Origin of the sequence: Pseudomonas sp. SCA2728.1_7, from assembly GCF_018138145.1 — a bacterium.
Taxonomy (GTDB): Bacteria; Pseudomonadota; Gammaproteobacteria; order Pseudomonadales; family Pseudomonadaceae; genus Aquipseudomonas; species Aquipseudomonas koreensis_A.
Genome location: NZ_CP073104.1, coordinates 4,796,852 through 4,822,744 on the forward strand (window position 1 = coordinate 4,796,852; position 25,893 = coordinate 4,822,744).

Annotated in this window: 26 protein-coding genes; 17 read left to right on the plus strand and 9 right to left on the minus strand. The window is 59.4% G+C overall.

Going from position 1 to position 25,893, the window contains the following annotated elements; all coding sequences use genetic code 11:
* Window positions 1-6: 6 nt before the first annotated feature.
* From KBP52_RS21375 to trpE, 9 genes are all read left to right on the plus strand, one after another.
* Complete coding sequence (locus KBP52_RS21375) at window positions 7-636, plus strand: response regulator transcription factor (RefSeq protein ID WP_008085218.1); 630 nt, start codon at window positions 7-9, stop codon at window positions 634-636.
* A gap of 354 nt (window positions 637-990) precedes the next feature.
* Window positions 991-2,118 carry an ABC transporter ATP-binding protein gene (locus KBP52_RS21380; protein WP_212620924.1) on the plus strand — a complete coding sequence of 376 codons (1,128 nt, stop codon included), beginning with the start codon at window positions 991-993 and terminating at the stop codon, window positions 2,116-2,118.
* Window positions 2,119-2,176: 58 nt separating this feature from the next.
* Complete coding sequence (locus KBP52_RS21385; protein ID WP_016983607.1) at window positions 2,177-3,220, plus strand: ABC transporter substrate-binding protein; 1,044 nt, start codon at window positions 2,177-2,179, stop codon at window positions 3,218-3,220.
* A gap of 194 nt (window positions 3,221-3,414) precedes the next feature.
* Window positions 3,415-4,662 (plus strand): ABC transporter permease, encoded by a 1,248-nt coding sequence (locus tag KBP52_RS21390; RefSeq protein WP_008084125.1) that lies wholly within the window; start codon window positions 3,415-3,417, stop codon window positions 4,660-4,662.
* Window positions 4,663-4,674: 12 nt separating this feature from the next.
* Window positions 4,675-5,499, plus strand: a complete 825-nt coding sequence (locus tag KBP52_RS21395; protein WP_194935297.1) for an ABC transporter permease — start codon at window positions 4,675-4,677, stop codon at window positions 5,497-5,499.
* Window positions 5,500-5,894: 395 nt separating this feature from the next.
* On the plus strand, window positions 5,895-7,043 hold the full coding sequence (locus KBP52_RS21400; RefSeq protein ID WP_212620925.1) for an iron-containing alcohol dehydrogenase: 1,149 nt from the start codon (window positions 5,895-5,897) through the stop codon (window positions 7,041-7,043).
* Between the two features lie 114 nt (window positions 7,044-7,157).
* Window positions 7,158-7,832 (plus strand): ribulose-phosphate 3-epimerase, encoded by a 675-nt coding sequence (rpe, locus tag KBP52_RS21405; RefSeq protein WP_007918813.1) that lies wholly within the window; start codon window positions 7,158-7,160, stop codon window positions 7,830-7,832.
* The gene (locus KBP52_RS21410) at window positions 7,829-8,647 is read left to right on the plus strand and encodes a phosphoglycolate phosphatase (RefSeq protein WP_212620926.1); all 819 of its coding nucleotides are present in this window, start codon (window positions 7,829-7,831) and stop codon (window positions 8,645-8,647) included. Before rpe ends, KBP52_RS21410 begins: the two co-directional genes overlap by 4 nt.
* Window positions 8,648-8,718: 71 nt before the next feature.
* Window positions 8,719-10,200 (plus strand): anthranilate synthase component I, encoded by a 1,482-nt coding sequence (gene trpE, locus KBP52_RS21415; protein WP_212620927.1) that lies wholly within the window; start codon window positions 8,719-8,721, stop codon window positions 10,198-10,200.
* A 172-nt stretch (window positions 10,201-10,372) separates the two neighbouring features.
* On the opposite strand, the gene estP is transcribed toward trpE, so the two are convergent.
* Complete coding sequence (gene estP, locus KBP52_RS21420) at window positions 10,373-12,280, minus strand: esterase EstP (RefSeq protein ID WP_212620928.1); 1,908 nt, start codon at window positions 12,278-12,280, stop codon at window positions 10,373-10,375.
* Between the two features lie 408 nt (window positions 12,281-12,688).
* Here estP and KBP52_RS21425 point away from each other — a divergent pair, with 408 nt between their 5' ends.
* The 4 genes from KBP52_RS21425 (at window position 12,689) to KBP52_RS21440 (ending at window position 16,012) form a co-directional block, all read left to right on the plus strand.
* On the plus strand, window positions 12,689-13,282 hold the full coding sequence (locus KBP52_RS21425) for an aminodeoxychorismate/anthranilate synthase component II (protein WP_077574753.1): 594 nt from the start codon (window positions 12,689-12,691) through the stop codon (window positions 13,280-13,282).
* 9 nt (window positions 13,283-13,291) lie between these two features.
* Window positions 13,292-14,341, plus strand: coding sequence for an anthranilate phosphoribosyltransferase (gene trpD, locus KBP52_RS21430; RefSeq protein ID WP_077574752.1), 1,050 nt, complete (start codon window positions 13,292-13,294; stop codon window positions 14,339-14,341).
* A complete protein-coding gene (trpC, locus tag KBP52_RS21435) occupies window positions 14,338-15,174 on the plus strand; it encodes an indole-3-glycerol phosphate synthase TrpC (protein ID WP_212620929.1) in 837 nt (278 codons plus the stop codon). The genes trpD and trpC overlap by 4 nt, the downstream gene beginning before the upstream one ends.
* 136 nt (window positions 15,175-15,310) lie before the next feature.
* Entirely contained in the window at window positions 15,311-16,012 is a 702-nt protein-coding gene (locus tag KBP52_RS21440) for a lipoate--protein ligase family protein (RefSeq protein WP_137217347.1), read from the plus strand.
* Between the two features lie 9 nt (window positions 16,013-16,021).
* Here KBP52_RS21440 and crp read toward each other — a convergent pair whose 3' ends face one another.
* Entirely contained in the window at window positions 16,022-16,666 is a 645-nt protein-coding gene (gene crp / locus KBP52_RS21445) for a cAMP-activated global transcriptional regulator CRP (protein WP_008088598.1), read from the minus strand.
* A 237-nt stretch (window positions 16,667-16,903) separates the two neighbouring features.
* Here crp and KBP52_RS21450 point away from each other — a divergent pair, with 237 nt between their 5' ends.
* Both KBP52_RS21450 and speD read left to right on the plus strand, forming a co-directional pair.
* Complete coding sequence (locus KBP52_RS21450) at window positions 16,904-17,326, plus strand: OsmC family protein (RefSeq protein WP_003228794.1); 423 nt, start codon at window positions 16,904-16,906, stop codon at window positions 17,324-17,326.
* Window positions 17,327-17,563: 237 nt separating this feature from the next.
* Window positions 17,564-18,358, plus strand: coding sequence for an adenosylmethionine decarboxylase (gene speD / locus KBP52_RS21455; RefSeq protein ID WP_034155105.1), 795 nt, complete (start codon window positions 17,564-17,566; stop codon window positions 18,356-18,358).
* A gap of 107 nt (window positions 18,359-18,465) precedes the next feature.
* Here speD and coq7 read toward each other — a convergent pair whose 3' ends face one another.
* The 6 genes from coq7 to hemJ form a co-directional block, all read right to left on the minus strand.
* The gene (gene coq7 / locus KBP52_RS21460) at window positions 18,466-19,113 is read right to left on the minus strand and encodes a 2-polyprenyl-3-methyl-6-methoxy-1,4-benzoquinone monooxygenase (protein WP_008077993.1); all 648 of its coding nucleotides are present in this window, start codon (window positions 19,111-19,113) and stop codon (window positions 18,466-18,468) included.
* Window positions 19,114-19,312: 199 nt separating this feature from the next.
* On the minus strand, window positions 19,313-19,651 hold the full coding sequence (locus KBP52_RS21465; RefSeq protein ID WP_053124353.1) for a histidine triad nucleotide-binding protein: 339 nt from the start codon (window positions 19,649-19,651) through the stop codon (window positions 19,313-19,315).
* An 81-nt stretch (window positions 19,652-19,732) separates the two neighbouring features.
* The gene (locus KBP52_RS21470) at window positions 19,733-20,521 is read right to left on the minus strand and encodes an SDR family oxidoreductase (RefSeq protein WP_034155108.1); all 789 of its coding nucleotides are present in this window, start codon (window positions 20,519-20,521) and stop codon (window positions 19,733-19,735) included.
* A gap of 61 nt (window positions 20,522-20,582) precedes the next feature.
* Entirely contained in the window at window positions 20,583-21,533 is a 951-nt protein-coding gene (locus KBP52_RS21475) for a DUF805 domain-containing protein (protein ID WP_212620930.1), read from the minus strand.
* A gap of 78 nt (window positions 21,534-21,611) precedes the next feature.
* Entirely contained in the window at window positions 21,612-22,580 is a 969-nt protein-coding gene (locus tag KBP52_RS21480; RefSeq protein WP_212620931.1) for a nitronate monooxygenase family protein, read from the minus strand.
* Between the two features lie 33 nt (window positions 22,581-22,613).
* Entirely contained in the window at window positions 22,614-23,042 is a 429-nt protein-coding gene (gene hemJ / locus KBP52_RS21485; RefSeq protein WP_077574746.1) for a protoporphyrinogen oxidase HemJ, read from the minus strand.
* A 132-nt stretch (window positions 23,043-23,174) separates the two neighbouring features.
* On the opposite strand from hemJ, the gene argC reads away from it, so the two are divergent.
* Together argC and erpA are read left to right on the plus strand one after the other, a co-directional pair.
* Entirely contained in the window at window positions 23,175-24,209 is a 1,035-nt protein-coding gene (gene argC, locus KBP52_RS21490; RefSeq protein ID WP_034155112.1) for an N-acetyl-gamma-glutamyl-phosphate reductase, read from the plus strand.
* Between the two features lie 168 nt (window positions 24,210-24,377).
* Entirely contained in the window at window positions 24,378-24,728 is a 351-nt protein-coding gene (gene erpA / locus KBP52_RS21495) for an iron-sulfur cluster insertion protein ErpA (RefSeq protein WP_008077999.1), read from the plus strand.
* 73 nt (window positions 24,729-24,801) lie between these two features.
* Here the strand turns inward: erpA and KBP52_RS21500 are convergent, their stop codons facing one another.
* Complete coding sequence (locus KBP52_RS21500; RefSeq protein ID WP_212620932.1) at window positions 24,802-25,893, minus strand: anhydro-N-acetylmuramic acid kinase; 1,092 nt, start codon at window positions 25,891-25,893, stop codon at window positions 24,802-24,804.

Consider the following 25,893-nt stretch of genomic DNA (forward strand, 5'->3'; position numbering starts at 1 on the left):
GAGAATTTGATCCGTGTACTGGTAGCCGAAGACCACACCATCGTGCGTGAGGGCATCAAGCAATTGATCGGCCTGGCCAAAGATCTGCAAGTGGTGGGCGAGGCGAGCAATGGCGAGCAACTGCTGGAGACGCTGCGCCATGTTCCGTGCGAAGTGGTATTGCTCGATATCTCCATGCCCGGCGTCAATGGACTTGAAGCGATCCCGCGCATCCGTGCGCTGAACAACCCGCCGGCGATTCTGGTGCTGTCGATGCACGACGAGGCGCAGATGGCCGCGCGGGCGCTGAAAGTCGGCGCGGCAGGGTATGCGACCAAGGACAGTGATCCGGCGCTGTTGCTCACCGCCATTCGAAAAGTCGCGGCCGGTGGGCGCTACATTGATCCGGATCTGGCGGATCGCATGGTCTTCGAAGTCGGCCTGACCGATGCACGCCCCCTGCATTCGCTGCTATCCGAACGCGAATTCTCGGTGTTCGAACGCCTGGCCCAAGGCGCCAACGTCAACGACATCGCCCAGCAACTGGCGCTGAGCAGCAAGACCATCAGCACCCACAAGGCGCGGCTGATGCAAAAGCTCAACATCACCTCGCTGGCCGAACTGGTCAAATATGCGATGGAACACAAACTCCTCTAACAGTCACCGCGATCAAAAATTGTAGGAGTGAGCCTGCTCGCGATAGCGGTGGATCATTCACTGCAGTGTTGGCTGATCCACTGCTATCGCGAGCAGGCTCACTCCTACAAGGGATCTCCTCAGCCTTCGGGGAATGTGGGCATATCTGTTAGCGACAGCCGCTTTTGCTTGTTCTTGCAGCTTGCAGCTCAACCCTCGCCACTGCCTTATCCATGAGCGCCATCCTTGTAGGGCAATCCCTACCCCCAACCTTCCATCCGGCTGAGGCGATTCTCTCCTGCGCCCCGATTTGCGCGCCTGTCAGCAACCACTAGGCTTAACCCACAAGCAGTCATCAACAACAAAGGTGTGGGTATGAGCCAGGTCGATACAAACGCAGGGGCCAGTGATGTGCTGGTCAGCTTTCGTGGAGTGCAGAAGAGCTACGACGGCGAGAACCTGATCGTCAAAGACCTCAACCTCGATATTCGCAAAGGCGAATTCCTCACCCTGCTCGGGCCGTCCGGTTCCGGCAAGACCACCAGCCTGATGATGCTCGCCGGTTTCGAAACACCGACTGCCGGCGAGATTCTGCTGGCCGGGCGCTCGATCAACAACGTGCCGCCACACAAGCGCGACATCGGCATGGTGTTCCAGAACTACGCACTGTTCCCGCACATGACCGTGGCGGAAAACCTCGCGTTCCCGCTGACCGTGCGTGGCCTGAACAAAAGCGACGTCAGCGACCGTGTGAAAAAAGTCCTCAGCATGGTTCAGCTCGATGCGTTCGCTTCGCGCTATCCGGCGCAACTGTCCGGCGGTCAACAGCAACGCGTGGCACTGGCCCGTGCGCTGGTGTTCGAACCGCAACTGGTGCTGATGGATGAACCGCTCGGCGCCCTCGACAAACAATTGCGTGAACACATGCAGATGGAAATCAAACACCTGCACCAGCGCCTCGGCGTGACCGTGGTCTACGTGACCCACGATCAGGGTGAAGCGCTGACCATGTCTGACCGCGTCGCAGTGTTCCATCAAGGCGAAATACAGCAGATTGCGCCGCCGCGAACCCTTTATGAAGAACCGAAAAATACCTTCGTCGCCAATTTCATCGGCGAAAACAACCGCCTCAACGGCCGCTTGCTCAGCCAGACCGGCGAGCGTTGCGTGGTCGAGTTGGGCCGTGGCGAAAAGGTCGAGGCGCTGGCGGTCAATGTCGGCCAGACCGGCGAACCGGTGACCCTGTCGATCCGTCCTGAGCGCGTCAGCCTCAACGGTTCGAGCGATCAATGCGTTAACCGCTTCTCAGGGAGGGTGGCGGAATTCATCTATCTGGGCGACCACGTCCGGGTGCGCCTGGAAGTCTGCGGCAAGACCGACTTCTTCGTGAAACAACCGATTGCCGAGCTCGATCCTGCGCTCGCGGTCGGTGACGTGGTTCCGCTTGGCTGGCAGGTCGAGCATGTTCGCGCGCTCGACCCACTAAGTGAGAGCGTCCCCTGAGGCGCATTAATCGCCCCGGCAATACCAACACCAACCCTGCACGTGGAGAGAACAATAAATGTTGAGATCCCTGAAGTTCACCGCCCTGACCCTGGGCCTGATGGGTGCGGCCAGCGCAATGGCCGCTGGCCCGGATTTGACCGTGGTGTCGTTTGGCGGGGCGAACAAGGCGGCGCAAGTCAAAGCCTTCTATGCACCGTGGGAAGCGGCGGGCAACGGCAAGATCGTCGCCGGCGAATACAACGGCGAAATGGCCAAGGTCAAAGCCATGGTCGACACCAAGAGCGTGTCGTGGGATCTGGTCGAAGTTGAATCGCCAGAGCTGTCCCGTGGTTGCGACGAAGACATGTTCGAACAGCTCGATCCGGCACTGTTCGGCAAAACCGAAGATTACGTCAAAGGCGCAATTCAGCCATGCGGCGTGGGCTTCTTCGTGTGGTCGACCGTACTGGCTTACAACGCCGACAAGCTGAAAACCGCACCCACCAGCTGGGCTGATTTCTGGGACACCAAGAAATTCCCGGGCAAGCGTGGCCTGCGTAAAGGCGCCAAGTACACCCTCGAATTCGCTTTGATGGCCGATGGTGTGGCGCCGAAAGACGTCTACAAAGAGCTGGCGAGCAAGGGTGGGCAGGATCGCGCGTTCAAGAAGCTCGATGAGCTGAAACCGAATATCCAGTGGTGGGAAGCCGGCGCGCAACCGCCGCAATACCTGGCTTCCGGCGACGTGGTGATGAGCTCGGCCTACAACGGTCGCATCGCGGCGGTGCAGAAAGAATCCAACCTGAAAGTGGTGTGGAACGGTGGCATCTACGACTTCGACGCCTGGGCTATCCCGAAAGGTCTGGACGCCAAGCGCGCCGAAGCGGCGAAGAAGTTCATCGCCTACTCGGTGCAGCCGCAGCAGCAGAAGACCTACTCGGAAAACATCGCCTACGGCCCGGCCAATACCCAAGCCGTACCGCTGCTGGCCAAGGATGTCCTGAAAGACATGCCGACCACCCCGGAAAACATCGCCAACCAGGTGCAGATCGACGTCAGCTTCTGGGCTGACAACGGCGAGCAACTGGAGCAGCGCTTCAACTCCTGGGCTGCGAAATAACCAGGAACTGGTGAGGGTGGGCTTGCCCACCCCTGTGGGAGCGAGCCTGCTCGCGAAAGCGGTAGATCAGCCAGCATGGATGTTGAATGTGCTGGCTTCTTCGCGAGCAGGCTCGCTCCCACAGGTAGCTGTGTTTCAACACAACAGCGGTGGTTCACCACCTCTGTAACGATCAAAGATTTGCGGAGTACGTCATGGCCATCGCCGTTCCCCTGAACGAGGGCAACAGCCCCACCTTGAAGCAGAAGCTCAAGCGCGCCGAGCGGGTCAACCGCTGGAAGGCTCAAGCGCTGATTGCGCCGCTGGTGCTGTTTCTGTTGCTGGTGTTTCTGGTGCCGATCGTGGCGCTGCTCTACAAAAGCGTCGGCAACCCCGAAGTGGTTGGCGGCATGCCGCGCACCGTGGCGGCCATCGCCAGCTGGGACGGCCGCGGCCTGCCCGCTGAACCGGTCTACAAAGCCGCCGGCGAAGACCTCGCCGAAGCGCGCAAAAACCAGACGCTGGGCGATTTGTCCAAGCGCTTGAACATGGAGCTGGCCGGCTATCGCAGCCTGTTGACCAAAACCGCCCGGGCGCTGCCCTTCGCCAGCGAACCGGCCTCTTATAAAGAGGCGCTGGAAGCTCTCGACGAACGTTGGGGCGACCCGGCCTACTGGCAGGCGGTCAAACGCAACACCAGCAGCATCACCCCGTATTACCTGCTGGCGTCCGTCGATCATCGCATCGACGACCTCGGCGAAATCGCCCCGGCCACCCCGGATCAGGCGATCTACCTCGACATCTTCGCCCGCACGTTCTGGATGGGTCTGGTCATCACCGTGATCTGCCTGCTGCTGGCGTATCCACTGGCTTATCTGCTGGCGAACCTGCCATCGCGGCAAAGCAACCTGCTGATGATTCTGGTGCTGTTGCCGTTCTGGACCTCGATTCTGGTGCGCGTCGCCGCATGGATCGTGCTGTTGCAATCGGGCGGCCTGATCAATAGCGGTCTAATGGCGATGGGCATCATCGATAAACCGCTGGAACTGGTGTTCAACCGCACCGGTGTGTACATCTCGATGGTGCACATTCTGCTGCCGTTCATGATTCTGCCGATCTACAGCGTGATGAAAGGCATCTCGCCGACCTACATGCGCGCGGCGATCTCCCTCGGCTGCCACCCGTTCGCCAGTTTCTGGCGGGTGTACTTCCCGCAGACCTATGCCGGTGTTGGCGCCGGTTGCCTGTTGGTGTTCATCCTCGCGATTGGCTACTACATCACCCCGGCGCTGCTCGGCAGCCCGAACGATCAAATGGTCAGCTACTTCGTCGCCTTCTACACCAACACCAGCATCAACTGGGGCATGGCCACCGCGCTGGGCGGGCTGTTGTTGCTGGCGACTGTCGTGCTTTATCTGATTTACAGCTGGCTGGTCGGCGCCAGTCGCCTGCGCCTGAGCTAAGGGGAATTCGAAATGCTGAGTCCTTACATGTCGCCCATTGAACGGGTGTGGTTCTACAGCCTGCGGATCCTCTGCGGCCTGATTCTGTTGTTTCTGATTTTGCCGGTGCTGGTGATTATTCCGCTGTCGTTCAACTCGGGGAGTTTTCTGGTCTATCCGCTGCAGGGTTTTTCGTTGCACTGGTATCAGGATTTCTTCGCCTCGGCGGAATGGATGCGCGCCCTGAAGAACAGCATCATCGTCGCCCCGGCGGCGACAGTGCTGGCGATGGTTTTCGGCACGCTGGCGGCGATTGGCCTGACTCGCGGTGACTTTCCCGGTAAGTCTTTGGTGATGGCGCTGGTGATTTCGCCGATGGTGGTGCCGGTGGTGATCATCGGTGTGGCGAGTTATCTGTTCTTCGCGCCGTTGGGGCTGGGCAACAGTTTCTTCTCGTTGATTGTCGTGCACGCGGTGTTGGGCGTGCCGTTTGTGATCATCACGGTGTCGGCGACGTTGCAGGGCTTCAATCACAATCTGGTGCGGGCTGCCGCGAGTCTGGGGGCTTCGCCGCTGACGGCGTTCCGCCGGGTGACCTTGCCGCTGATTGCGCCGGGAGTGATTTCGGGGGCGCTGTTTGCCTTTGCGACGTCGTTTGATGAAGTGGTGGTGACGCTGTTTCTGGCCGGGCCTGAGCAGGCGACTTTGCCTCGGCAGATGTTTAGCGGGATTCGCGAAAACCTGAGTCCGACGATTGCGGCTGCGGCGACATTGTTGATTGCCTTCTCCGTGATCCTGCTGCTGACCCTGGAATGGCTGCGTGGGCGTAGCGAGAAACTGCGTACTGCTCAGGTTTAAGGGCCAGATCAAAAGCCACCCCCTCACCCCAGCCCTCTCCCCCAAGGGGTAGAGGGGAAAGGGAGCAGATATTCGTGCCGTTCAGAATCTGAGTTCGACTCGATATCGCAAGTCGGTGCACCTCTCCCATCCACCTCGGTCAGTCTTTTTACCTTCGGGGGAAGGGAGCAGATCGTCGTGCTTTTCAAAGCCTGAGTTCGACTCGGTATCTCAAGTCGGTGTACCTCTCACATTCACCTCGATCAGTCCCCTCTCCCTCCGGGAGAGGGCTAGGGTGAGGGGCTCTTGCTCTTGCTCTCGCCTGCGATGGGTCATTCACCACCTGAATAGCAGACAACCCCAAATCCCCAGCTAATCTTGTGCCCAGCTCCCACATCTATAAGAGGCTGCGCACGATGAGTCTGTCCCAGTTCAAAATCGCTCACAAACTGATCACCGGCGCCGGAGCCATCGAGCAACTGGCCGCCGAGCTCAGCCGCCTCGACATCGACAACCCCCTGATCGTCACCGACGCCGCGCTGGTCAAATCCGGCACGGTCGAGCTGGCGCTGGTGCAACTCGGTGGGCGCGACTACGAGATTTTCGACCGCGTGCTGCCCGATCCGGAAATCGCCATCGTCGAAGACTGCATGCGCGTTTACCGCGAGGGCGGGCATGACGGTTTGATCGGCCTCGGTGGCGGTAGCGCCATCGACATCGCCAAAAGTGTTGCTGCGTACGCCGGTTACCACGGCGCACTGGAAGATCTGTTCGGCGTCGATCAAGTGCCGCGCAAGGGCCCGCCGCTGATCGCCATCCCGACCACCGCCGGCACCGGTTCTGAAGTCACCAATGTTGCAATCCTTTCGGACAAAGTCGCGCAACTGAAGAAAGGCATCGTCAGCGACTTTCTATTACCGGACGTGGCGCTGGTCAGCCCGCAGATGACCCTGACCTGCCCACGCAGCGTCACCGCCGCCAGTGGCGTCGACGCCTTGGTGCACGCCATCGAATCCTACCTGTCGGTGAATGCCTCGCCGATCACCGACTCGCTGGCCATCGGCGCCATCAAGCTGATCGCCAAAGCCCTGCCCAAGGCCTACGCCAACGGCGCCAACCTGCAAGCGCGCGAAGACATGGCCACCGCCAGCCTGATGGCCGGTATGGCGTTCGGCAATGCCGGGGTCGGCGCGGTGCATGCGCTGGCGTATCCGCTGGGCGGGCGCTTCAACATTGCCCATGGCGTGAGCAACGCCTTGCTGCTGCCGTATGTCATGACCTGGAACAAGATGGCCTGCGTCGAACGCATGCAGGATATTGCCGAAGCGATGGGGGTGAAGACCGCTCATCTGAGTGCCGCCGAAGCAGCGGACAAAGCCGTGCAGGCGATGAGCGATCTGTGCGCGGCCGTGGAAATCCCGGCCGGGCTGCGCAGTTTCGGTGTCCCGGAAGAGGCGATCCCGGCCATGGCCGTGGAAGCGGCAGGGATCGAGCGGCTGATGCGCAACAACCCGCGCAAACTCAGCGCCGTGGACATCGAGAAGATCTACCGCGCGGCGTATTGAGTCAGCGTCGGTCATCCGTCATGGCACAACCCAATCATCGCGGTCACGGTGCGCGCTTGGAAACTTGAGGTATACAATGCGCGCCATCGTGATTTAGCTCAGAAAAGGTGCGTCATGCAGCCCTTCGTAATTGCTCCGTCGATTCTCTCCGCCGACTTCGCCCGCCTCGGCGAGGAAGTCGACAACGTTCTGGCCGCTGGTGCCGACTTCGTTCACTTCGACGTCATGGACAACCACTACGTGCCGAACCTGACCATCGGCCCGATGGTCTGCGCCGCGTTGCGCAAGTACGGCGTCACCGCGCCGATCGACGCTCACCTGATGGTCAGCCCGGTGGACCGCATTGTTGGCGACTTCATCGAGGCTGGCGCCACCTACATCACCTTCCACCCGGAAGCCACGCTGCACGTTGATCGCTCGCTGCAGCTGATCCGTGAAGGCGGCTGCAAATCCGGTCTGGTGTTCAACCCGGCGACCCCGCTGGACGTGCTCAAGTACGTGATCGACAAGGTCGACATGGTCTTGCTGATGAGCGTCAACCCGGGCTTCGGCGGGCAGAAATTCATTCCCGGCACCCTCGACAAACTGCGCGAAGCGCGGGCGATCATCGATGCCTCGGGCCGTGACATCCGTCTGGAAATCGACGGCGGCGTCAACGTCAACAACATCCGCGAAATCGCCGCGGCTGGCGCTGACACCTTTGTTGCCGGCTCGGCGATCTTCAATGCGCCGAACTATCAGGAAGTCATCGACAAGATGCGTTCCGAACTGGCGCTGGCGCGCCCATGAGCGGATTTGAGCAGTTGTTCCCGGGAAAACTGCCACGGCTGGTGATGTTCGATCTGGATGGCACGCTGATCGACTCGGTTCCAGACCTGGCAGCGGCGGTGGACACCATGCTGCTCTCCCTTGGCCGCCAACCTGCGGGCATCGAATCGGTGCGCGAGTGGGTGGGCAACGGCGCGCCGGTGTTGGTGCGTCGGGCGTTGGCCGGTGGCATCGATCATTCGGCGGTGGATGACGTCGAGGCCGAACATGCGCTGGAAGTGTTCATGCAAGCCTACGGCGCCAGCCATGAGCTGACCGTGGTCTATCCCGGCGTGCGCGACACCCTCAAGTGGCTGCACAAGCAAGGCGTGGCCATGGCGCTGATCACCAACAAACCGGAGCGTTTCGTCGCGCCGCTGCTGGATCAGATGAAAATCGGCCGCTACTTCAAGTGGATCATCGGTGGCGATACCTTGCCGCAGAAAAAGCCTGACCCGGCAGCGCTGTTCTTTGTCATGAAAATGGCCAACATCCCGGCCTCGCAATCGTTGTTCGTCGGCGACTCGCGCAGCGACGTACTGGCGGCGAAAGCGGCGGGGGTCAAATGCGTGGCGCTGAGTTACGGTTACAACCATGGCCGGCCAATTGCCGAAGAGTCGCCGGCGCTGGTGATCGACGATCTGCGCAAGCTAATTCCCGGTTGCCTCGGTTCGGCCGCTGAGATAACGTTGCCCGACGCTTCTCACTCCCATTCTGGAAACGCCATCGTGGTGGTCACTCGCAAACTCTGGATGAAAGTCATCAAGGCCCTGGCCCGCTGGCGTTGGCGCGCCTGACTTGTTCCTGGCCGGCCTGCCGGCGCGTTTGCATACCTGACTGATTTGCCCCTCACACCACGAGGCACCTTATGATCCGCGAAGAATTCCTGCGCTTGGCCGCTGACGGCTACAACCGCATTCCGTTGGCCTGCGAAACCCTGGCCGACTTCGACACGCCGCTGTCGATCTACCTGAAACTGGCCGACCAGCCCAACTCCTACCTGCTCGAATCGGTGCAGGGCGGCGAGAAGTGGGGCCGTTACTCGATCATCGGCCTGCCGTGCCGCACTGTGCTGCGGGTTCACGACCATCACGTCAGCATCACCGTTGATGGTGTCGAGACCGAAAGCCACGATGTTGAAGATCCGTTGGCGTTCGTTGAAACCTTCAAGGCGCGCTACAACGTGCCGACTATCGCCGGTCTGCCGCGTTTCAACGGTGGTCTGGTCGGATACTTCGGTTACGACTGCGTGCGTTATGTCGAGAAGCGCTTGGGCAAGTGCCCGAACCCGGATCCACTGGGCGTACCGGACATTCTGCTGATGGTTTCCGACGCTGTCGTGGTGTTCGACAACCTCGCCGGCAAGATGCACGCGATCGTGCTGGCCGACCCTGCGCAGGTGGATGCCTTCGAACAAGGTCAGGCGCAACTGCAAGCATTGCTGGAGAAACTGCGCCAGCCAATCACTCCGCGTCGTGGCCTGGACTTCAGCAAGCAGCAAGCGGCTGATCCGGTGTTCCGTTCGAGTTTCACCCAGAACGATTACGAAAAAGCCGTCGACACCATCAAGGAGTACATCCTTGCTGGCGACTGCATGCAGGTTGTGCCGTCGCAGCGTATGTCGATCGACTTCAAGGCTGCACCGATCGATCTGTACCGCGCCCTGCGTTGCTTCAACCCGACGCCGTACATGTACTTCTTCAACTTCGGCGACTTCCATGTTGTTGGCAGTTCGCCGGAAGTGCTGGTGCGCGTTGAAGACAACCTGATCACCGTGCGTCCGATTGCCGGTACTCGCCCTCGTGGCGCGACCGAAGAGGCGGACGTGGCGCTGGAAGAAGATCTGCTGTCGGATGACAAAGAGATCGCCGAGCACTTGATGCTGATCGATCTCGGTCGCAACGACACCGGCCGCGTTTCGGAAATCGGCTCGGTGAAGCTCACCGAGAAAATGGTCATCGAGCGTTATTCCAACGTGATGCACATCGTCTCCAACGTCACCGGTCAGTTGAAAGAAGGGCTGACGGCGATGGATGCACTGCGGGCGATTCTGCCGGCGGGCACCTTGTCGGGCGCCCCGAAGATTCGCGCGATGGAAATCATCGACGAACTGGAGCCGGTCAAGCGTGGCGTCTACGGTGGGGCGGTCGGTTACTTCGCCTGGAACGGCAACATGGACACCGCGATTGCCATTCGCACGGCAGTGATCAAAAACGGCGAGCTGCACGTGCAGGCTGGCGGCGGCATCGTTGCCGACTCGGTGCCGGCCCTGGAATGGGAAGAAACCCTGAACAAACGCCGCGCGATGTTCCGCGCCGTGGCCCTGGCCGAGCAAACTCCGGAAGCCTGAGTTCACACAAAACCTTTGTAGGAGTGAGCCTGCTCGCGATAGCGGATTAACATTCAACGGATATGTTGTCTGAACCACCGTAATCGCGAGCAGGCTCACTCCTACATTTTGATCTGTGTTCAGCCATAAAAAAGCGGCGCCTGTGAGGGCGCCGCTTTTTTGTGCGTGGGATTTAGAAGTCCAACACAACCCCGACATTAACGCCCTGCTGGGTAAAGTCATCATCCTTGCGCAACGAATAACCGCCACGCAGCGCCAGATCCGCCGTGAGCTTGTGGCTGACGCCCAGACTCAAGCGATTCAAATGACTCTGCGGCGTATAGCCTTCAAGTTTGAAGTCGTTTGCCGGCAGAGTATTGAGCGCGATGCGGACCTTCTGCACGTCATCTTCGTACTCACGCTCGTGAGCGTACTCGCCGAACACCTGCGTTTGCGGGGTGATGTTGTATTTGCCCTGCAAGCCCAACCCCAGACGTTTCGAATCGCGAGTCTGATCATCGAAGGTCAGCGCTGTGGCGCGGTTGCTCTTCTCTGAATAGCCATCGACATCAACGCTGGCGTAGTCAGCGCTGACGAATGGCGACAGGTGCCACTCGCTGCCCGGCTGGGCAATGTCATAACCGACACGGGCGCTGAAGGCCCAGAGGCTGCCGTCAGTGTCGCCTTTTTCTGCGCCTTCGCTGGCACCGAGATCGAACTTGCGCTTGAGGTTGTCGTAGTCGAGTTTGCCGCCAGTCAAAGCAGCGTCAGCCCACCAGCGATTTTGCTGGTACTGGGCAAATGCCGTGGCCATGTAGCTGTTGAGTTTGTAGTCCGAATCGTTATGACCGGCCTCCAGATTCTGCCGGTAGACACCGCCCGCCACACCGACGCGCCAGGCTTCATTCAAGCGATAGCTGCCACCGATGTTGAGGTTGTAACCGCTGCCATCGGCACTGACGCCGCTGCTTTGGCTGTCGACATCCAGATGCTGGCCACCCGCGGAAACAATCGCGCGCCATTGGCCGACCGCTTGCCAGTTTTCCCAGTCCGCTTGCCATTGGTTGCGCAGTTCGTCTTGGTGCGCGCGTACCGTGGCGTGGGCCATTTCCGGTAACAGCGTCAGTTCCCAAGGTGCGGCGAGCAGGGAGTAGGCGTAGTCGGAGATCAGTTTTTGTCCGGCTTCGGTCGGGTGTACGCCGTCGTTGTAGATCAGCTTGCTCGGGTCAGGTGTCGCACTGTTGATCCCGTAACGGGCGTTCTCGGTGCAGCTATTGCCACTGAAGCAGGTCGCGGTCAGGTTCTGATCGGTCGCGAGGCCAAAACGTCCTGGATCGGCAAACACTTCCGACAGCAGCACCGGAATGTTCAGCGGAATGATCTCGGCGTTGATGCCTTGCAGGCGCGTAACCAACTGACTGTTGAACTGGGTGGCGAGTTGGCTGCTGAAAGCTTGCAGTGGCGTACCGTTGATGGCCGGCGTCAGCCCCACATCAGGCAACAGCCAGACCATCACGTATTTGGCGCCGGCGGTTTGCAGGGTTTGCACGCTGTCGGCCAGTCGATCGGCGGCGGCGTTGGCTTGCGGCAGGCTGAGAATGCGCCCTTGCAGGAAGTCGTTGCCGCCGCCGGAAATGTAATACAGCGCATTCGGATCGGCGCGGAAGCCATTCGATGGCAGGTAACCGGCGCGAGTGCGTTCGCCGGTAGCGGATTGCGTGGTGATCGAGTCGAGGATCTGGTCGGTACGATAGCCGCCCACCGCCCAGTTGTTACCGTCCGGTTGGCCGTTTTCGGCGCGCACGGCAGAGCTGGAAGAGGCTGTCTGATCTGGCGAAAAGCCAAGGCGTCCGCCGAGCAACTGCGTGGAGTTCAATGAATACAGTTCGCCGCTGCCATCCTGATACACCGGCCCGGTCCGGTTGGTGTAACGCTCGGTGGAGCCGGCCGGTCCGCCGGCGTCGGTGAAGGTACCGGCATCATTGAGGCTGTCGCCAAACACAATGAAACGGGAATAAGGATTGGGCGCTGCATTGGCCTGAGCACAAGCCAGTGCGAGCAGGCAGCCAGCCAGCGGTACAAACAACGTCTGTTTGATCATGAGCAAGTCCGTTTATTTATTGTTGTAGGTGAACGAAACGACAGTACCAAAAACTCCCGGCGTTTTGCCATCGGTCGCGAATCCTCCCCTGGATTTATCCCCCAAAGGCCCGGCCATATTGCACGCTCCGCCCAGCTAAGTTACTGTGCCGGAACGTATGAACGAGACCTCCCCCGTGTTGATCACCAGCAAACTTCTGGATCAAGTCATCAAGGCACACGCCCGCTGGCGTTGGCGCGCCTGAATCTTTTCTGCCGGCCCCGCCGGATCTGTATCGCTTTGCCTTCCTTGCCTGTTTGAAATGCCGCTGTGCCGACGCGTCTTCCTGCGTCCGACATCGTGCAGCGCCCTGCGGGCAAGTGATCTGAAGGCTGTTTTCAAATCAGAATTCAAGAGGTTCGAAACGCCATGTTGCTGATGATCGACAACTACGACTCCTTTACTTACAACGTTGTGCAATACCTTGGCGAGCTGGGTGCCGAGGTCAAAGTCGTGCGCAACGACGAATTGACCATCGCCGAAATCGAAGCACTCAAGCCTGAGCGCATCGTGGTTTCCCCGGGTCCGTGCACGCCGACCGAAGCCGGCATTTCCATCGAAGCCATCAAGTACTTTGCCGGCAAACTGCCGATCCTCGGCGTTTGCCTGGGTCACCAGTCCATCGGCCAGGCCTTTGGCGGCGATGTAGTGCGCGCCCGGCAAGTGATGCACGGTAAGACTAGTCCGGTATTCCACGAGGACAAGGGCGTTTTCGCCGGTCTCAATCATCCGCTGACCGTCACCCGTTACCACTCGCTGATCGTCAAGCACGACACTTTGCCCGATTGCCTGGAACTGACTGCGTGGACCCAACACGACGACGGTTCAGTCGACGAAATCATGGGCCTGCGGCACAAGACCCTGAACATTGAGGGCGTACAGTTCCACCCCGAGTCGATCCTGACTGAACAGGGGCATGAACTGTTTGCCAACTTCCTCAAACAAACCGGCGGCACGCGCTAAGGACTTCCCATGAATATCAAGACAGCCCTGAGCCGTATCGTCGATCACCTCGACCTCAGCACCGAGGAAATGCGCGATGTGATGCGCGAAATCATGACTGGCCAATGCAGCGATGCGCAGATCGGCGCGTTCATGATGGCCATGCGCATGAAGAGCGAGAGCATCGACGAAATCGTCGGCGCCGTGTCGGTGATGCGTGAGCTGGCCGATCAGGTCGAACTGAAGACCCTTGATGGCGTGGTCGATGTGGTCGGTACCGGCGGTGACGGTGCAAACATCTTCAACGTGTCGACGGCTTCTTCGTTCGTCGTCGCGGCAGCCGGTTGCACCGTGGCCAAACACGGTAACCGTGCGGTGTCGGGCAAGAGCGGCAGCGCCGACTTGCTGGAAGCGGCTGGCATCTATCTGAACCTCACGCCGGTGCAGGTCGCCCGTTGCATCGACAACGTCGGCATCGGTTTCATGTTTGCCCAGACCCACCACAAAGCCATGAAATATGCCGCCGGCCCGCGCCGCGATCTCGGCCTGCGTACGCTGTTCAACATGCTCGGCCCGCTTACGAATCCGGCCGGTGTGAAACATCAGGTAGTGGGCGTATTCAACAAGGCGCTGTGCCGGCCATTGGCCGAAGTCTTGCAGCGTCTGGGCAGCAAGCATGTGCTGGTGGTGCACTCGAAGGACGGCCTGGATGAATTCAGTCTCGCCGCACCGACCTTTGTCGCCGAGCTGAAAAACAACGAGATCAGCGAATATTGGGTCGAGCCGGAGGACCTCGGTATGAAAAGCCAGAGTCTGCATGGCCTGTCGGTCGACGGCCCGGAAGCCTCGCTGGCGCTGATCCGCGATGCCCTCGGCAAGCGCAAAACCGAAAACGGCCAGAAAGCTGCCGAAATGATTGTGCTCAATGCCGGTGCAGCGCTGTATGCCGCCGACGTGGCGAGTAGTTTGAAACAGGGCGTGGAGCTTGCGCACGACGCCTTGCACACCGGTCTTGCTCGGGAAAAACTCGAGGAGCTGGGTGCCTTTACCGCGGTATTCAGAGTGGAGAATGAGGGATGAGTGTACCGACGGTTCTGGAAAACATTCTGGCGCGCAAAGTTCAGGAAGTCGCCGAGCGGAGTGCTCGCGTCAGCCTGAGCGAGCTGGAAAGTCTGGCCAAGGCGGCCGATGCACCCCGTGGATTTGCCCAGGCATTGCTGGCGCAAGCCAAGAAGAAGCAGCCTGCTGTGATCGCCGAAATCAAAAAGGCCTCGCCGAGCAAAGGCGTGATCCGCGAGAACTTCGTTCCCGCCGACATCGCCAAAAGCTACGAGAAGGGCGGGGCGACTTGCCTGTCCGTACTGACCGACATCGATTATTTCCAGGGCGCCGATGCGTACCTGCAACAGGCCCGGGCCGCGTGCAAACTGCCGGTGATCCGCAAGGACTTCATGATCGATCCGTACCAGATCGTCGAAGCCCGTGCGCTGGGCGCCGACTGTGTGCTGTTGATCGTCTCCGCGCTGGACGACGTGAAAATGGCCGAGCTGGCCTCGGTCGCCAAAGGCGTTGGTCTTGATGTGCTGGTTGAAGTGCACGATGGCGATGAGCTGGAGCGCGCATTGAAAACCCTCGACACGCCGCTGGTGGGTGTCAACAACCGTAATCTGCACACCTTCGACGTCAGCCTGGAAACCACCCTCGACCTGCTGCCGCGCATTCCGCGCGATCGTCTGGTGATTACTGAAAGCGGCATCCTCAACCGTGCCGATGTCGAGTTGATGGAAATCAGCGACGTGTATTCGTTCCTGGTGGGCGAAGCGTTTATGCGCGCCGAGAACCCTGGCACTGAATTGCAGCGTCTGTTCTTCCCGGAGCGTGGCACTTCCATCAGCGGTTCGACCCTCGACTGATTCGCTTCAGACCGAGTCGACGCCATCGCGAGCAGGCTCGCTTCTACACTTGGAATGCGTTCCCCCTGTAGGAGTGAGCCTGCTCGCGATGGATTCATCGAAACCTCTGAAGATTTCCATATAGCCGGAGCCTTCCATGTCGCTGCCAACCCCCATGACCATCGAAGCTGGCCTGCAAGCCGAACAGGATTTGCTGGCCTCGGTCTGCGCCGGCGACACGGAATTCGGCCTGCTGTTCTGGCAACCCAGCGATCGCGCCCTGGTCATGCCACGCCGCCTCAATCGCCTCCCCGCGTTCGACCACGCCTGTGAAGTCTCCGCCGCTGCCGGTTGGCCAGTCCTGCTGCGTGAAACCGGCGGCGAACCGGTCCCGCAATCTGCCGCGACAATCAACATCGCCCTGGTCTACGCGCCACCGCGCAGCGAAGGCGACCTCAATCGCATCGAAACCGGCTACCACCGTCTCTGCGATCCGATCTGTCAGTTACTGGATGAATTGGGCGGCACATCATCGTTGGGCGAAATCGATGGCGCATTCTGCGACGGTCGATTCAACGTCAACCTCGATGGCCGCAAAATGGTCGGCACCGCGCAGCGCTGGCGCCAGAGTCAGGGCGGACAGCGTCCGGTCGGTCTGGTGCACGGTGCGATGCTGATGGACAACGAGCGCGAATCGATGGTCGCCGCGGTCAATCGCTTCAACGAAGCGTGCGGCCTGGAGCAGCGGGTACGGGCTGAAAGCCACATTGCCCTGCATGAGAAATTCAACGCGCCACAGGCCTTGGCGCGTCTCGATGAGCTGTTTCGTCTGATGCTGGCGCAGATGTACAGCGCCTGATATTCGGGCTTAGCGCGTACCGAAGACCACCATGGTCTTGCCTTTCACATCGACCAGGTTGCGTTCCTCGAGATCCTTGAGCACGCGACCGACCATCTCCCGCGAACAACCGACAATCCGGCCGATTTCCTGACGGGTCACCTTGATCTGCATGCCGTCAGGGTGGGTCATCGCATCGGGTTGTTTGCACAACTCAAGCAAGCAGCGCGCGACTCGACCGGTTACGTCGAAGAACGCCAGATCGCCGACCTTGCGCGTGGTGTTGCGCAGGCGTTGTGCGATTTGTCCGCTGAGCACGTAAAGAATGTCCGGATCCTGCTGCGACAACTCGCGGAACTTGGCGTAGCTGATTTCTGCTGTTTCGCATTCAACCTTGGCCCGCACCCAGGCGCTGCGTTCCTGTTCTTGACCCGCTTGCTCGAAGAGGCCCAGTTCACCGAAGAAATCCCCGGCGTTGAGGTAGGCGATGATCATCTCGCGACCATCGTCGTCCTCGATCAGGATCGTTACCGAACCCTTGATGATGAAGTACAGCGTGTCCGAGCGATCGCCTGCACAAATGATGTTGCTCTTGGCCGCATGGCGACGGCGCTGGCAATGCATCAACAGCTTGTCGAGGTTCTTGATTTTGGGTGTGGGGGTAATAGCAACCATGGTTGTATCCCGAAAAGACTGCACGGTGATGTTTGATTTTTTTATGAGGCGCTGAAGGCGGTCGCTACACAGCTGGCATGGGCGCCAGCGAATTGGCGCCAGCTTAACAGACACTTCGTCGAAAATTCGAGAAATTACCTACGTCGTAGAGGCATCCGTCCTAGGATCAGCGCTCGCTGTCAGGCCGGGGCGCTGTGCTAAGCTGGCGACCCTTTTTTCTACAGTGGAGTCTTGGCGATGAAGGCACGCATCCAATGGGCTGGCGAAGCCATGTTCCTCGGCGAATCCGGCAGCGGTCATGTCGTGGTGATGGACGGTCCGCCGGACGCCGGTGGTCGTAATCTGGGTGTTCGCCCGATGGAAATGCTTCTGCTGGGTGTCGGCGGTTGCAGCAACTTCGACGTGGTCAGCATTCTGAAGAAGTCCCGCCAGGCCGTTGAAAGCTGTGAAGCCTTCCTCGAAGCCGAGCGCGCGACTGAAGATCCAAAGGTGTTCACCAAGATTCACATGCATTTCGTGGTCAAGGGCCGTGGCTTGAAAGAAGCCCAGGTCAAGCGCGCCATCGAGTTGTCCGCCGAGAAGTATTGCTCGGCCTCGATCATGCTCGGCGCGGCCGGCGTGGCAATCACCCACGACTACGAAATCGTCGAACTCGGTTGATCCGACATTCAACTATCATAAAAGCAGTGCAGACTCTGGCGATCCCCCGCTGACGTCTGCATAATGCGCCACTTTTTTCAGGGCAGTGATCGGTCAGCCGACGGATCAGCCGCCTGAACAGATAACCAAAATCGCCATCGCGAAGAGGTGTTAACCGTCCTACGCAGGTGCGTTGTTCGCACTTGACGGGCATGCTTGATCACGCGGCTGCGCCGCATACATAGAGAGTTTTTAACGGTGAAAAGCAAACTCAAGCTCCACGGGTTCAATAACCTGACAAAGACCTTGAGCTTCAACATCTATGACATCTGCTACGCGGAAACCCCGCAAGACCAGCAGGCTTACGTCGAGTACATCAATCAAGAGTACAACGCGAAACGCCTGACGCAGATTCTCACAGAAGTTGTCGAGATCATTGGTGCCAACATCCTGAACATTGCCAGTCAGGACTATGAACCTCAGGGCGCCAGCGTCACGATCCTGATTTCTGAAGAGCCGGTAACCCCGACTGAAAGCCAGATTGAAGAATCGCCGGGCCCGTTGCCCGAAATTATCCTGGCCCACCTCGACAAGAGCCACATCACGGTGCACACCTACCCGGAAATCCATCCGGACGACGGTATTGCAACCTTCCGTGTGGACATCGACGTGTCGACTTGTGGTGTCATTTCACCGCTGAAAGCGCTCAATTTCCTCATTCACCAGTTCGATTCGGACATCGTGACTGTGGATTATCGTGTGCGCGGCTTCACCCGTGACGTTGAAGGCAACAAGCACTTCATCGACCACGAGATCAATTCGATCCAGAACTACCTCTCCGAAGACACTCGCGACGCGTACCAGATGACCGACGTGAACGTGTACCAGGAAAACCTGTTCCACACCAAAATGCTGCTGAAGAACTTCGAACTGGATAACTACCTGTTCGGCGACGCCACCAGCAATCTGTCTTCCGAGCAGCGCGCTCAGGTGACCGACCGGGTGAAACACGAAATGCTCGAAATCTTCTACGCGCGCAACATGCCGACCTAAGATTCCCGGGCACAAAAAAGGCGACCTTTCGGTCGCCTTTTTCAATTCTGCCACCCCCTGTGGGAGCGAGCCTGCTCGCGAAGGGGCCCTTTGCAGCAATACCGTTCTCAGATCCGATAAGTACTCTTGGTCATCACCTTGGCCAGAATACTCATCCCGAACTTCACAGGTGCCGGAAAACGGAACCCCCCAGCCTCCAGCGCACTTTCCGCATGATGTTCTTCATCAATGCGCATCTGCTCCAGAATCGCACGGGACTTCTCGTCCTCGGCCGGCAATTGCTCCAGGTGCTCGTTCAGATGCTTGCACACCTGATGCTCGGTCGCCGCGACAAACCCGAGACTGACCTTGTCGCTGATCAATCCGGCCACTGCGCCAATCCCGAACGACATGCCGTAAAACAGCGGATTCAAAACGCTGGTATGGCTGCCCAACTGGTGAATGCGCTGTTCGCACCACACCAGATGATCAATCTCTTCCTCGGCGGCGTGCTCCATGGCCTCGCGTACCTGCGGCAGCTTGGCAGTCAACGCCTGTCCCTGATACAGCGCCTGGGCGCAGACTTCACCGGTATGGTTGATGCGCATCAGACCGGCGACGTGGCGGGTGTCTTCGTCGCTCATCTGCGTGTCCGGCTGCAAAATCGCTGGCGACGGACGGTACGGTTGGCCACTGAAGGGCAGCAGGGTACGCATCGCGGCATCGGCTTGCAGCAGAAGACGGTCAATTGGCGAGTAGTGACGTTGGGTAGTCATGCTGACCTCCGGGAAGAATCTCGGCGGCCAGTTTAACCGAATCGGCCGGGGGAAGGTTTGCGCTGGGTCATTTGCTGCGCGGTCATGCTTTTTTGTGGGAGCGAGCCTGCTCGCGAAGGCGGAATGTCAGGCACTGATACATTGGATGTGCCGAAGACTTCGCGAGCAGGCTCGCTCCCACAGGGGGATGGGGTACGGATCAGCCCGGTGGCCAGTTCATCTGCCGCTGACCGAGTACGTGCATGTGAATGTGGTAGACGGTTTGCCCACCCTTTTCATTGCAGTTCATCACCACGCGGAAACCGTCTTCGCAGCCCAGCTCCAGCGCCAGGCGCTGTGCGGTGAAGAGGATATGCCCGGCCAGTGCCTTGTCGTCTTCGGTCAGGTCATTGAGGGTGCGCACCGGTTTTTTCGGGATCACCAGGAAATGCACCGGTGCCTGCGGGGCGATGTCGTGGAACGCCAGAACCTGGTCGTCCTCGTAAATGATCTTGGCCGGGATTTCCCGGTTGATGATCTTGGTGAACAGAGTATCCACTGCTGTTTTCTCCGTTGTTTGGGCTGGTCTGAGTGTACGCAGGGCGGCTTATCCCGCCCAGTGTTTTACCTGTAGGGCATTTCAGCGAGGGCAGTAAGCCTTGTTGACCATGCCGACAATGGTGCGATTAAGCCAGCGCGAACCGAGTCGCGGCAAAAACGCGAACCAGCGATTGCGTCGTCCCGGAATGATGATTGCGCGGTTCTTGTCGAGGGCGCGCACGGTGTACAACGCGACTTCCTCAGGGCTCATCAGCAATTTGCTGTCTTTGAGTTTGTCGCTGTTGAGCTGGGCAGTACGGAAAAATGCCGTGCGTGTCGGGCCTGGGCAGAGCACCGAAACCTTCACAGCACTCTGTTTTAGCTCAACTCGCAAGGCTTCGGAGAAGTGCAGCACATACGCCTTGCTGGCGTAGTAAGTGCTCATCCATGGGCCGGGATTGAACGCGGCCACCGAGGCAACGTTAAGAATCTGCCCGCCACCCTGCAACGCCATGCTGTTGCCGATGGCGTGGCAGAGGCGGGTTAGGGCGAGGATGTTCACTTCGATCAGGTCCTGCTCGGTCATCCAGTCCTGCGCGAGAAACGGGCCGCAGGTGCCGATACCGGCGCAATTGACCAGCAAGTCGATTTGCCGGTCACCTTCTTCGAGTTCCAGCAGGAAGCCGGACAGACGCAATGGCTCGCCCAGATCGCAGGCGCGGAACAGTACCTCGACGCCAAAACGCTGGGTCAACTCGATCGCAATGCTTTCCAGCTGATCACGCTGTCGGGCCACCAGAATCAGGCTGCGGCCACGCCGGGCCAGTGCCTCGGCCATCGCCAGGCCGATGCCGCTGGAGGCGCCGGTGATCAGTGCGTAACGGGTCATGCAATTCTCCATCGCAACAGCTCCGCGCCGGCGACGCGGGTGTCACGGCGGGGAGCGCTGTTCATTCTTTCGCAGAGTCTACAGGGGCCTGCGCCGCTTCGGCTGCCTCGTCGGCGTAATCCGCAGGCGCTTGGACCTCTACTTCGACTTCATCAGTGGTCACCGAGCCACTTTCGTAGCTGCTTTCCAGATTGTTTTCGTACTCCTGCTGGATGGCCGAGATCCCGCCAAGCATGCCGCCGGCGAACACCAGCGCGAAGAACACGATCCACAGGGAGCACAGCACTTTCACGGCAGTGCTGTTGGGCGGTGGGGGAGGGCCGTAACGGTTGGCGCCGGTATTACCCGGCACCACCATGATCACCAGCGGAAAGAAACTGCCTACGAATGGCACCAGGTTCAGTAGCCAGAGCCAGCCCGACCAACCGATGTCGTGTAGACGCTGAATGCTGAACAGGATGCTGACAATCAGGAAAGCGATAAACAGGAAGAACGCGAAGATCCCGCCAATGATCAGGCCAGTGGTGGAATCGCCGGCGACCAGTCCCAAAGCCAGCAGGGCGAACACGCCGACAATGGGCAAGGTCACCAGGCTCAGGACCATTGTCCACGCCAGAAAACGCAAGCGTCCGATTCGGCCTTCGACGCTGAACGGCTTGAGCGTGGAGAACTCCGCCTGGCTTTCGCCAACGCTTGCGCGAGGCGGTGCATACGGCGAGTCCGGTTCGGCCACAACGGCGGTGTGCTCATGGACATCCGCCAGGTTCAGCTCGATTGCCGTTTCAGCTTCAATGCGTGCGTCGATCCCGGTTTTGCTCAGCGCTTGCAGATAGGTCTGCGCATCGCTGTGGGACAAATCACGCTTGAGCGCGACGCTGCGGCCACTGAACAGGCGTTCGATCGCGGCCACATCGCTTTTGAACAGATCCGCCAGATTGAATTTGGCAGTGGTGATATCGACACCGGGCTGTAGAGCACCGTCGAACACGATCTTGTAACGGGGTTCGCTCATGGCCGAGGCATCCTTGTCGCGAATAAATTGAAAGGTCAGCAGTGTAAGGCCAGCCCAGCGGGGCTGACCCGATTTTTCTTAGCGCGGCCAGCGTTGCGGTAGCTGGGCTGCGCGTTCCTGTGCCTGGCGATACTCGGCGTCCAGCCGTGCGATCAATTGATCCACACTCGGCAGGTCATCGATCTGCCCTACGCCTTGACCGGCCGACCACACGGTTTTCCAGGCTTTGGCCTCATCGCTGATCGGCTTCAACTTGTCACCGAAATTCACTTCGCCTTTGCCTTGCAGAGCAGCCATATCGAAACCGGCCGCCTCCAGGCTCTGACGCATAAAACTCGCCGGCACTCCCGAGACCGCTGGAGTATGGATGATGTCCGAAGCCTTGGCTGTCAGCAGCATCTCCTTGTAGGCGTCAGGCGCATGACTTTCCGTGGTGCCGATAAATCGCGTACCGAAGTAGGCCAAATCCGCGCCGAGCAGCTGTGCGGCGAGAATCTCGTGACCGTGGTTAAGACATCCTGCAAGCAACAGGGTTTTATCGAAAAACTCTCGGATCTCGGCGATCAGCGCAAACGGACTCCAGGTTCCGGCATGCCCCCCGGCGCCAGCCGCCACGGCGATCAAACCGTCGACACCCGCCTCGGCCGCTTTCTCGGCATGTCGGCGAGTGGTGACGTCATGGAACACCAGGCCTCCATAACTGTGTACCGCGTCGACCAACTCCTTCACCGCGCCGAGGCTGGTGATGACGATTGGCACTTTGTGCTCGACGCAAATGTTCAGATCCGCCTGCAAGCGCGGATTGCTGTTGTGTACGATCAGGTTCACCGCGTAGGGCGCCGGGTTCTCCAGTGTCGCAAGTCCCGCTTCGATCTGTTCCAGCCAGGCTTTGAAGCCGCTGCTTTCGCGCTGGTTCAAGGCCGGAAAGCTGCCGACCACGCCATTGCGGCAGCAGGCGAGCACCAGCTCCGGGTTGGAAATCAGAAACATCGGCGCCGCTACTACAGGCAGACGCAGGCGTTGTTCGAGCAAAGCGGGCAGCGACATTATGGATACCCCAAAGATCGGTAGTTGTTGAAGTTAGAACGGCTTGACCACGACCAGAATTACGATAGCCAGCAATATCAGAACCGGCACTTCATTGAACCAGCGATAAAAGACATGGCTGCGGGTGTTTTCGCCACGGGCAAAACGTTTTACCTGCGCGCCGCACATATGGTGGTAGCCGATCAGCAAGACGACGAGGGTCAGCTTGGCGTGAATCCAGCCACCCATGCTGAAGATGCTCGGGTTGAGATAGATCAGCCAGCCGCCAAAGATCAGCGTGGCGATCATCGCCGGGCCCATGATGCCGCGATACAACTTGCGCTCCATGATGCTGAAGCGTTCTTTGCTGAGCGTGTCTTCGCTTTGCGCGTGATACACGAACAGACGCGGTAAGTAGAACAGCCCGGCAAACCAGCAAACGACGCTGACAATGTGAAAAGCTTTGATCCATAGATAGAGCATTTTTAGTTATTCCAGGTTCACGGTAAGCCGGATAGTAGAGGCTTGAGCGTCCGCACGTCACCTTGACGGTTGTCGCAGGGGCGCGCGGCCCCTATTATCGACGGCTTTCCAGTGGTTCTTTGAGGGCAGGTTATGGTCAAGGTCGGTATCGTCGGCGGCACGGGTTACACCGGTGTCGAACTGCTGCGTCTGTTGGCGCAGCATCCGCAGGCAGAAGTGGTTGTCATCACTTCCCGATCCGAGGCCGGTCTGGCCGTGGCTGACATGTACCCGAACCTGCGCGGCCACTACGATGGCCTCGCCTTCAGCGTGCCGGACATCAAGACCCTTGGCGCTTGTGACGTGGTGTTTTTCGCCACGCCGCACGGTGTGGCTCACGCATTGGCCGGTGAGCTGCTGGCAGCGGGTACCAAGGTTATCGACCTGTCGGCCGACTTCCGTCTGCAAGACGCTGAAGAGTGGGCCAAGTGGTACGGTCAGCCGCATGGCGCGCCTGAGTTGCTGGACGAAGCGGTTTACGGTCTGCCGGAAGTCAATCGCGAGCAGATCAAGAAGGCCCGCCTGATCGCCGTGCCGGGTTGCTATCCGACCGCGACGCAGTTGGGTTTCCTTCCTTTGCTTGAAGCAGGTCTGGCCGATACTTCGCGTCTGATCGCCGACTGCAAATCCGGCGTCAGCGGTGCCGGTCGCGGTGCGGCTGTCGGCTCGCTGTACTCCGAGACGTCGGAAAGCATGAAGGCCTATGCGGTGAAAGGTCACCGTCACCTGCCGGAAATTCGTCAGGGTCTGCGTCGTGCAGCGGGTAAGGACGTTGGTCTGACCTTCGTTCCGCACCTGACCCCAATGATCCGTGGCATTCACTCCACACTCTACGCGACGGTGGTTGATCGCTCGGTGGATCTGCAGGCGCTGTTCGAGAAGCGTTATGCCAACGAACCGTTCGTCGACGTGATGCCGGCCGGCAGCCATCCGGAAACCCGTAGCGTGCGTGGCGCCAACGTTTGCCGTATCGCCGTTCACCGTCCGCAGGATGGCGATCTGGTGGTGGTGCTGTCGGTGATCGACAATCTGGTCAAAGGCGCGTCGGGCCAGGCGGTACAGAACATGAACATTCTGTTCGGGCTGGACGAGCGCTTCGGTCTGTCCCACGCCGGTATGCTGCCGTAACATTTTAAACGGCACAGCGAAAAGGCCCGTCTGACGGGCCTTTTTGCATTCTGATCAGCTCGTCGGGTTTATTGATATACCGTAACAATAGTTGACCGATTTTCTCGGACAAGCGGATAATGCGCGTCATCACGCATTATGGCGGCGTAACGCCGGGAGATAGTCAGCATGAGCGTCGAATCCTTCACCCCCACGGCTTTGCAATTCACCCACGGTGCCGCGCACAAGGTGAAGAGCCTGGTCGATGAAGAGGGGAATGATCGCTTGAAGCTGCGCGTATTCGTTACGGGCGGCGGTTGTTCAGGGTTTCAATACGGTTTCACCTTCGATGAAGATGTGGCCGAGGACGACACCATCGTCGAGCGCGAAGGTGTGAGTCTGGTGGTGGATCCGATGAGCTTTCAGTACCTGGCCGGTGCTGAAGTGGACTACCAGGAAGGTCTGGAAGGTTCGCGCTTCGTGATCAAGAACCCGAACGCCACCACGACGTGTGGTTGCGGGTCTTCGTTCTCGATCTGATCGCGCCGCGCTTCAGATAACAAAACGCCGCAGAGCCTTACGGTTCTGCGGCGTTTTGCTGTGTGCGGTTTAATCAGGCCGGGTAGATGGCGCCGAGGACACGAAGACCGCGAGCGCCGGTGACGCTTGGGCGGTTGGCGGCGATGCCTTCAAGGCAGCAATGGGCGAGCCAGGCGAAGGCCATGGCTTCAACCCAGTCCGGATCAACGCCGTGAGTGGCGGTGCTGGCGACCGTTGCGTTTGGCAGCAGGTCGGCCAGACGCTTCATTAGCGTGGCGTTGTGTGCGCCGCCGCCGCAGACCAACAATTCCTGAGTGTCGGATTGAGCGCTTTGCAGCGACTCGATGATGGTCAATGCGGTCAGTTCAAGCAGCGTGGCCTGCACATTCTCAGCGGCAAAGGTTGGCAGGCGTGAAAGGTGTTGTTCCAGCCATGGCAGGTTGAACACTTCGCGGCCGGTGCTTTTTGGTCCTTTGGTAACGAAGAACGGATCGCTGAGCAGTGACTGCAACAGGGTTGGCTCAATAGTGCCTGATTTCGCCCATTCGCCATTGCGATCGTAGTTTTCGCCGCGCTGCTGCTGAATCCAGGCGTCCATCAGCACATTCCCCGGGCCGCAGTCGAAACCGGCTACAGGCTTGGTCGGCTCAATCAGACTGAGATTGCTGAAACCGCCGACATTCAAGACGGCCTGATTGCCGGTACGCTCTTCGAACAAAGCTTCATGGAACGCGGGAACCAGCGGAGCGCCTTGGCCACCGGCTGCGACGTCGCGGCTGCGGAAGTCGCTGACTACGGTAATACCTGTGAGTTCGGTCAGCAGGGCAGGGTTGCCGATCTGCACGGTGAAACCGCGCGCCGGTTCATGGCGGATAGTCTGGCCGTGGCTGCCGATTGCACGAATGTCTTGGGGTTTGAGTTGCTGCTGGTCGAGGAGGGTATGAATGCCCTGCGCAGCGAGCGTCACCCAGTTCTGTTGGGCAATCGCCGAACGGGCGATTTCGTCGGGGCCGCTGGCGCACAAGCCAAGCAGCTCGGCGCGCAGGGATTCAGGCATGGGAATGTAGTGCGTGGCGATCAGCTTGATCGCCGAGGTCTGTTCGATCAGGGCAATGTCCAGACCGTCGAGGCTGGTTCCGGACATTACGCCGATATACAGGGCCAT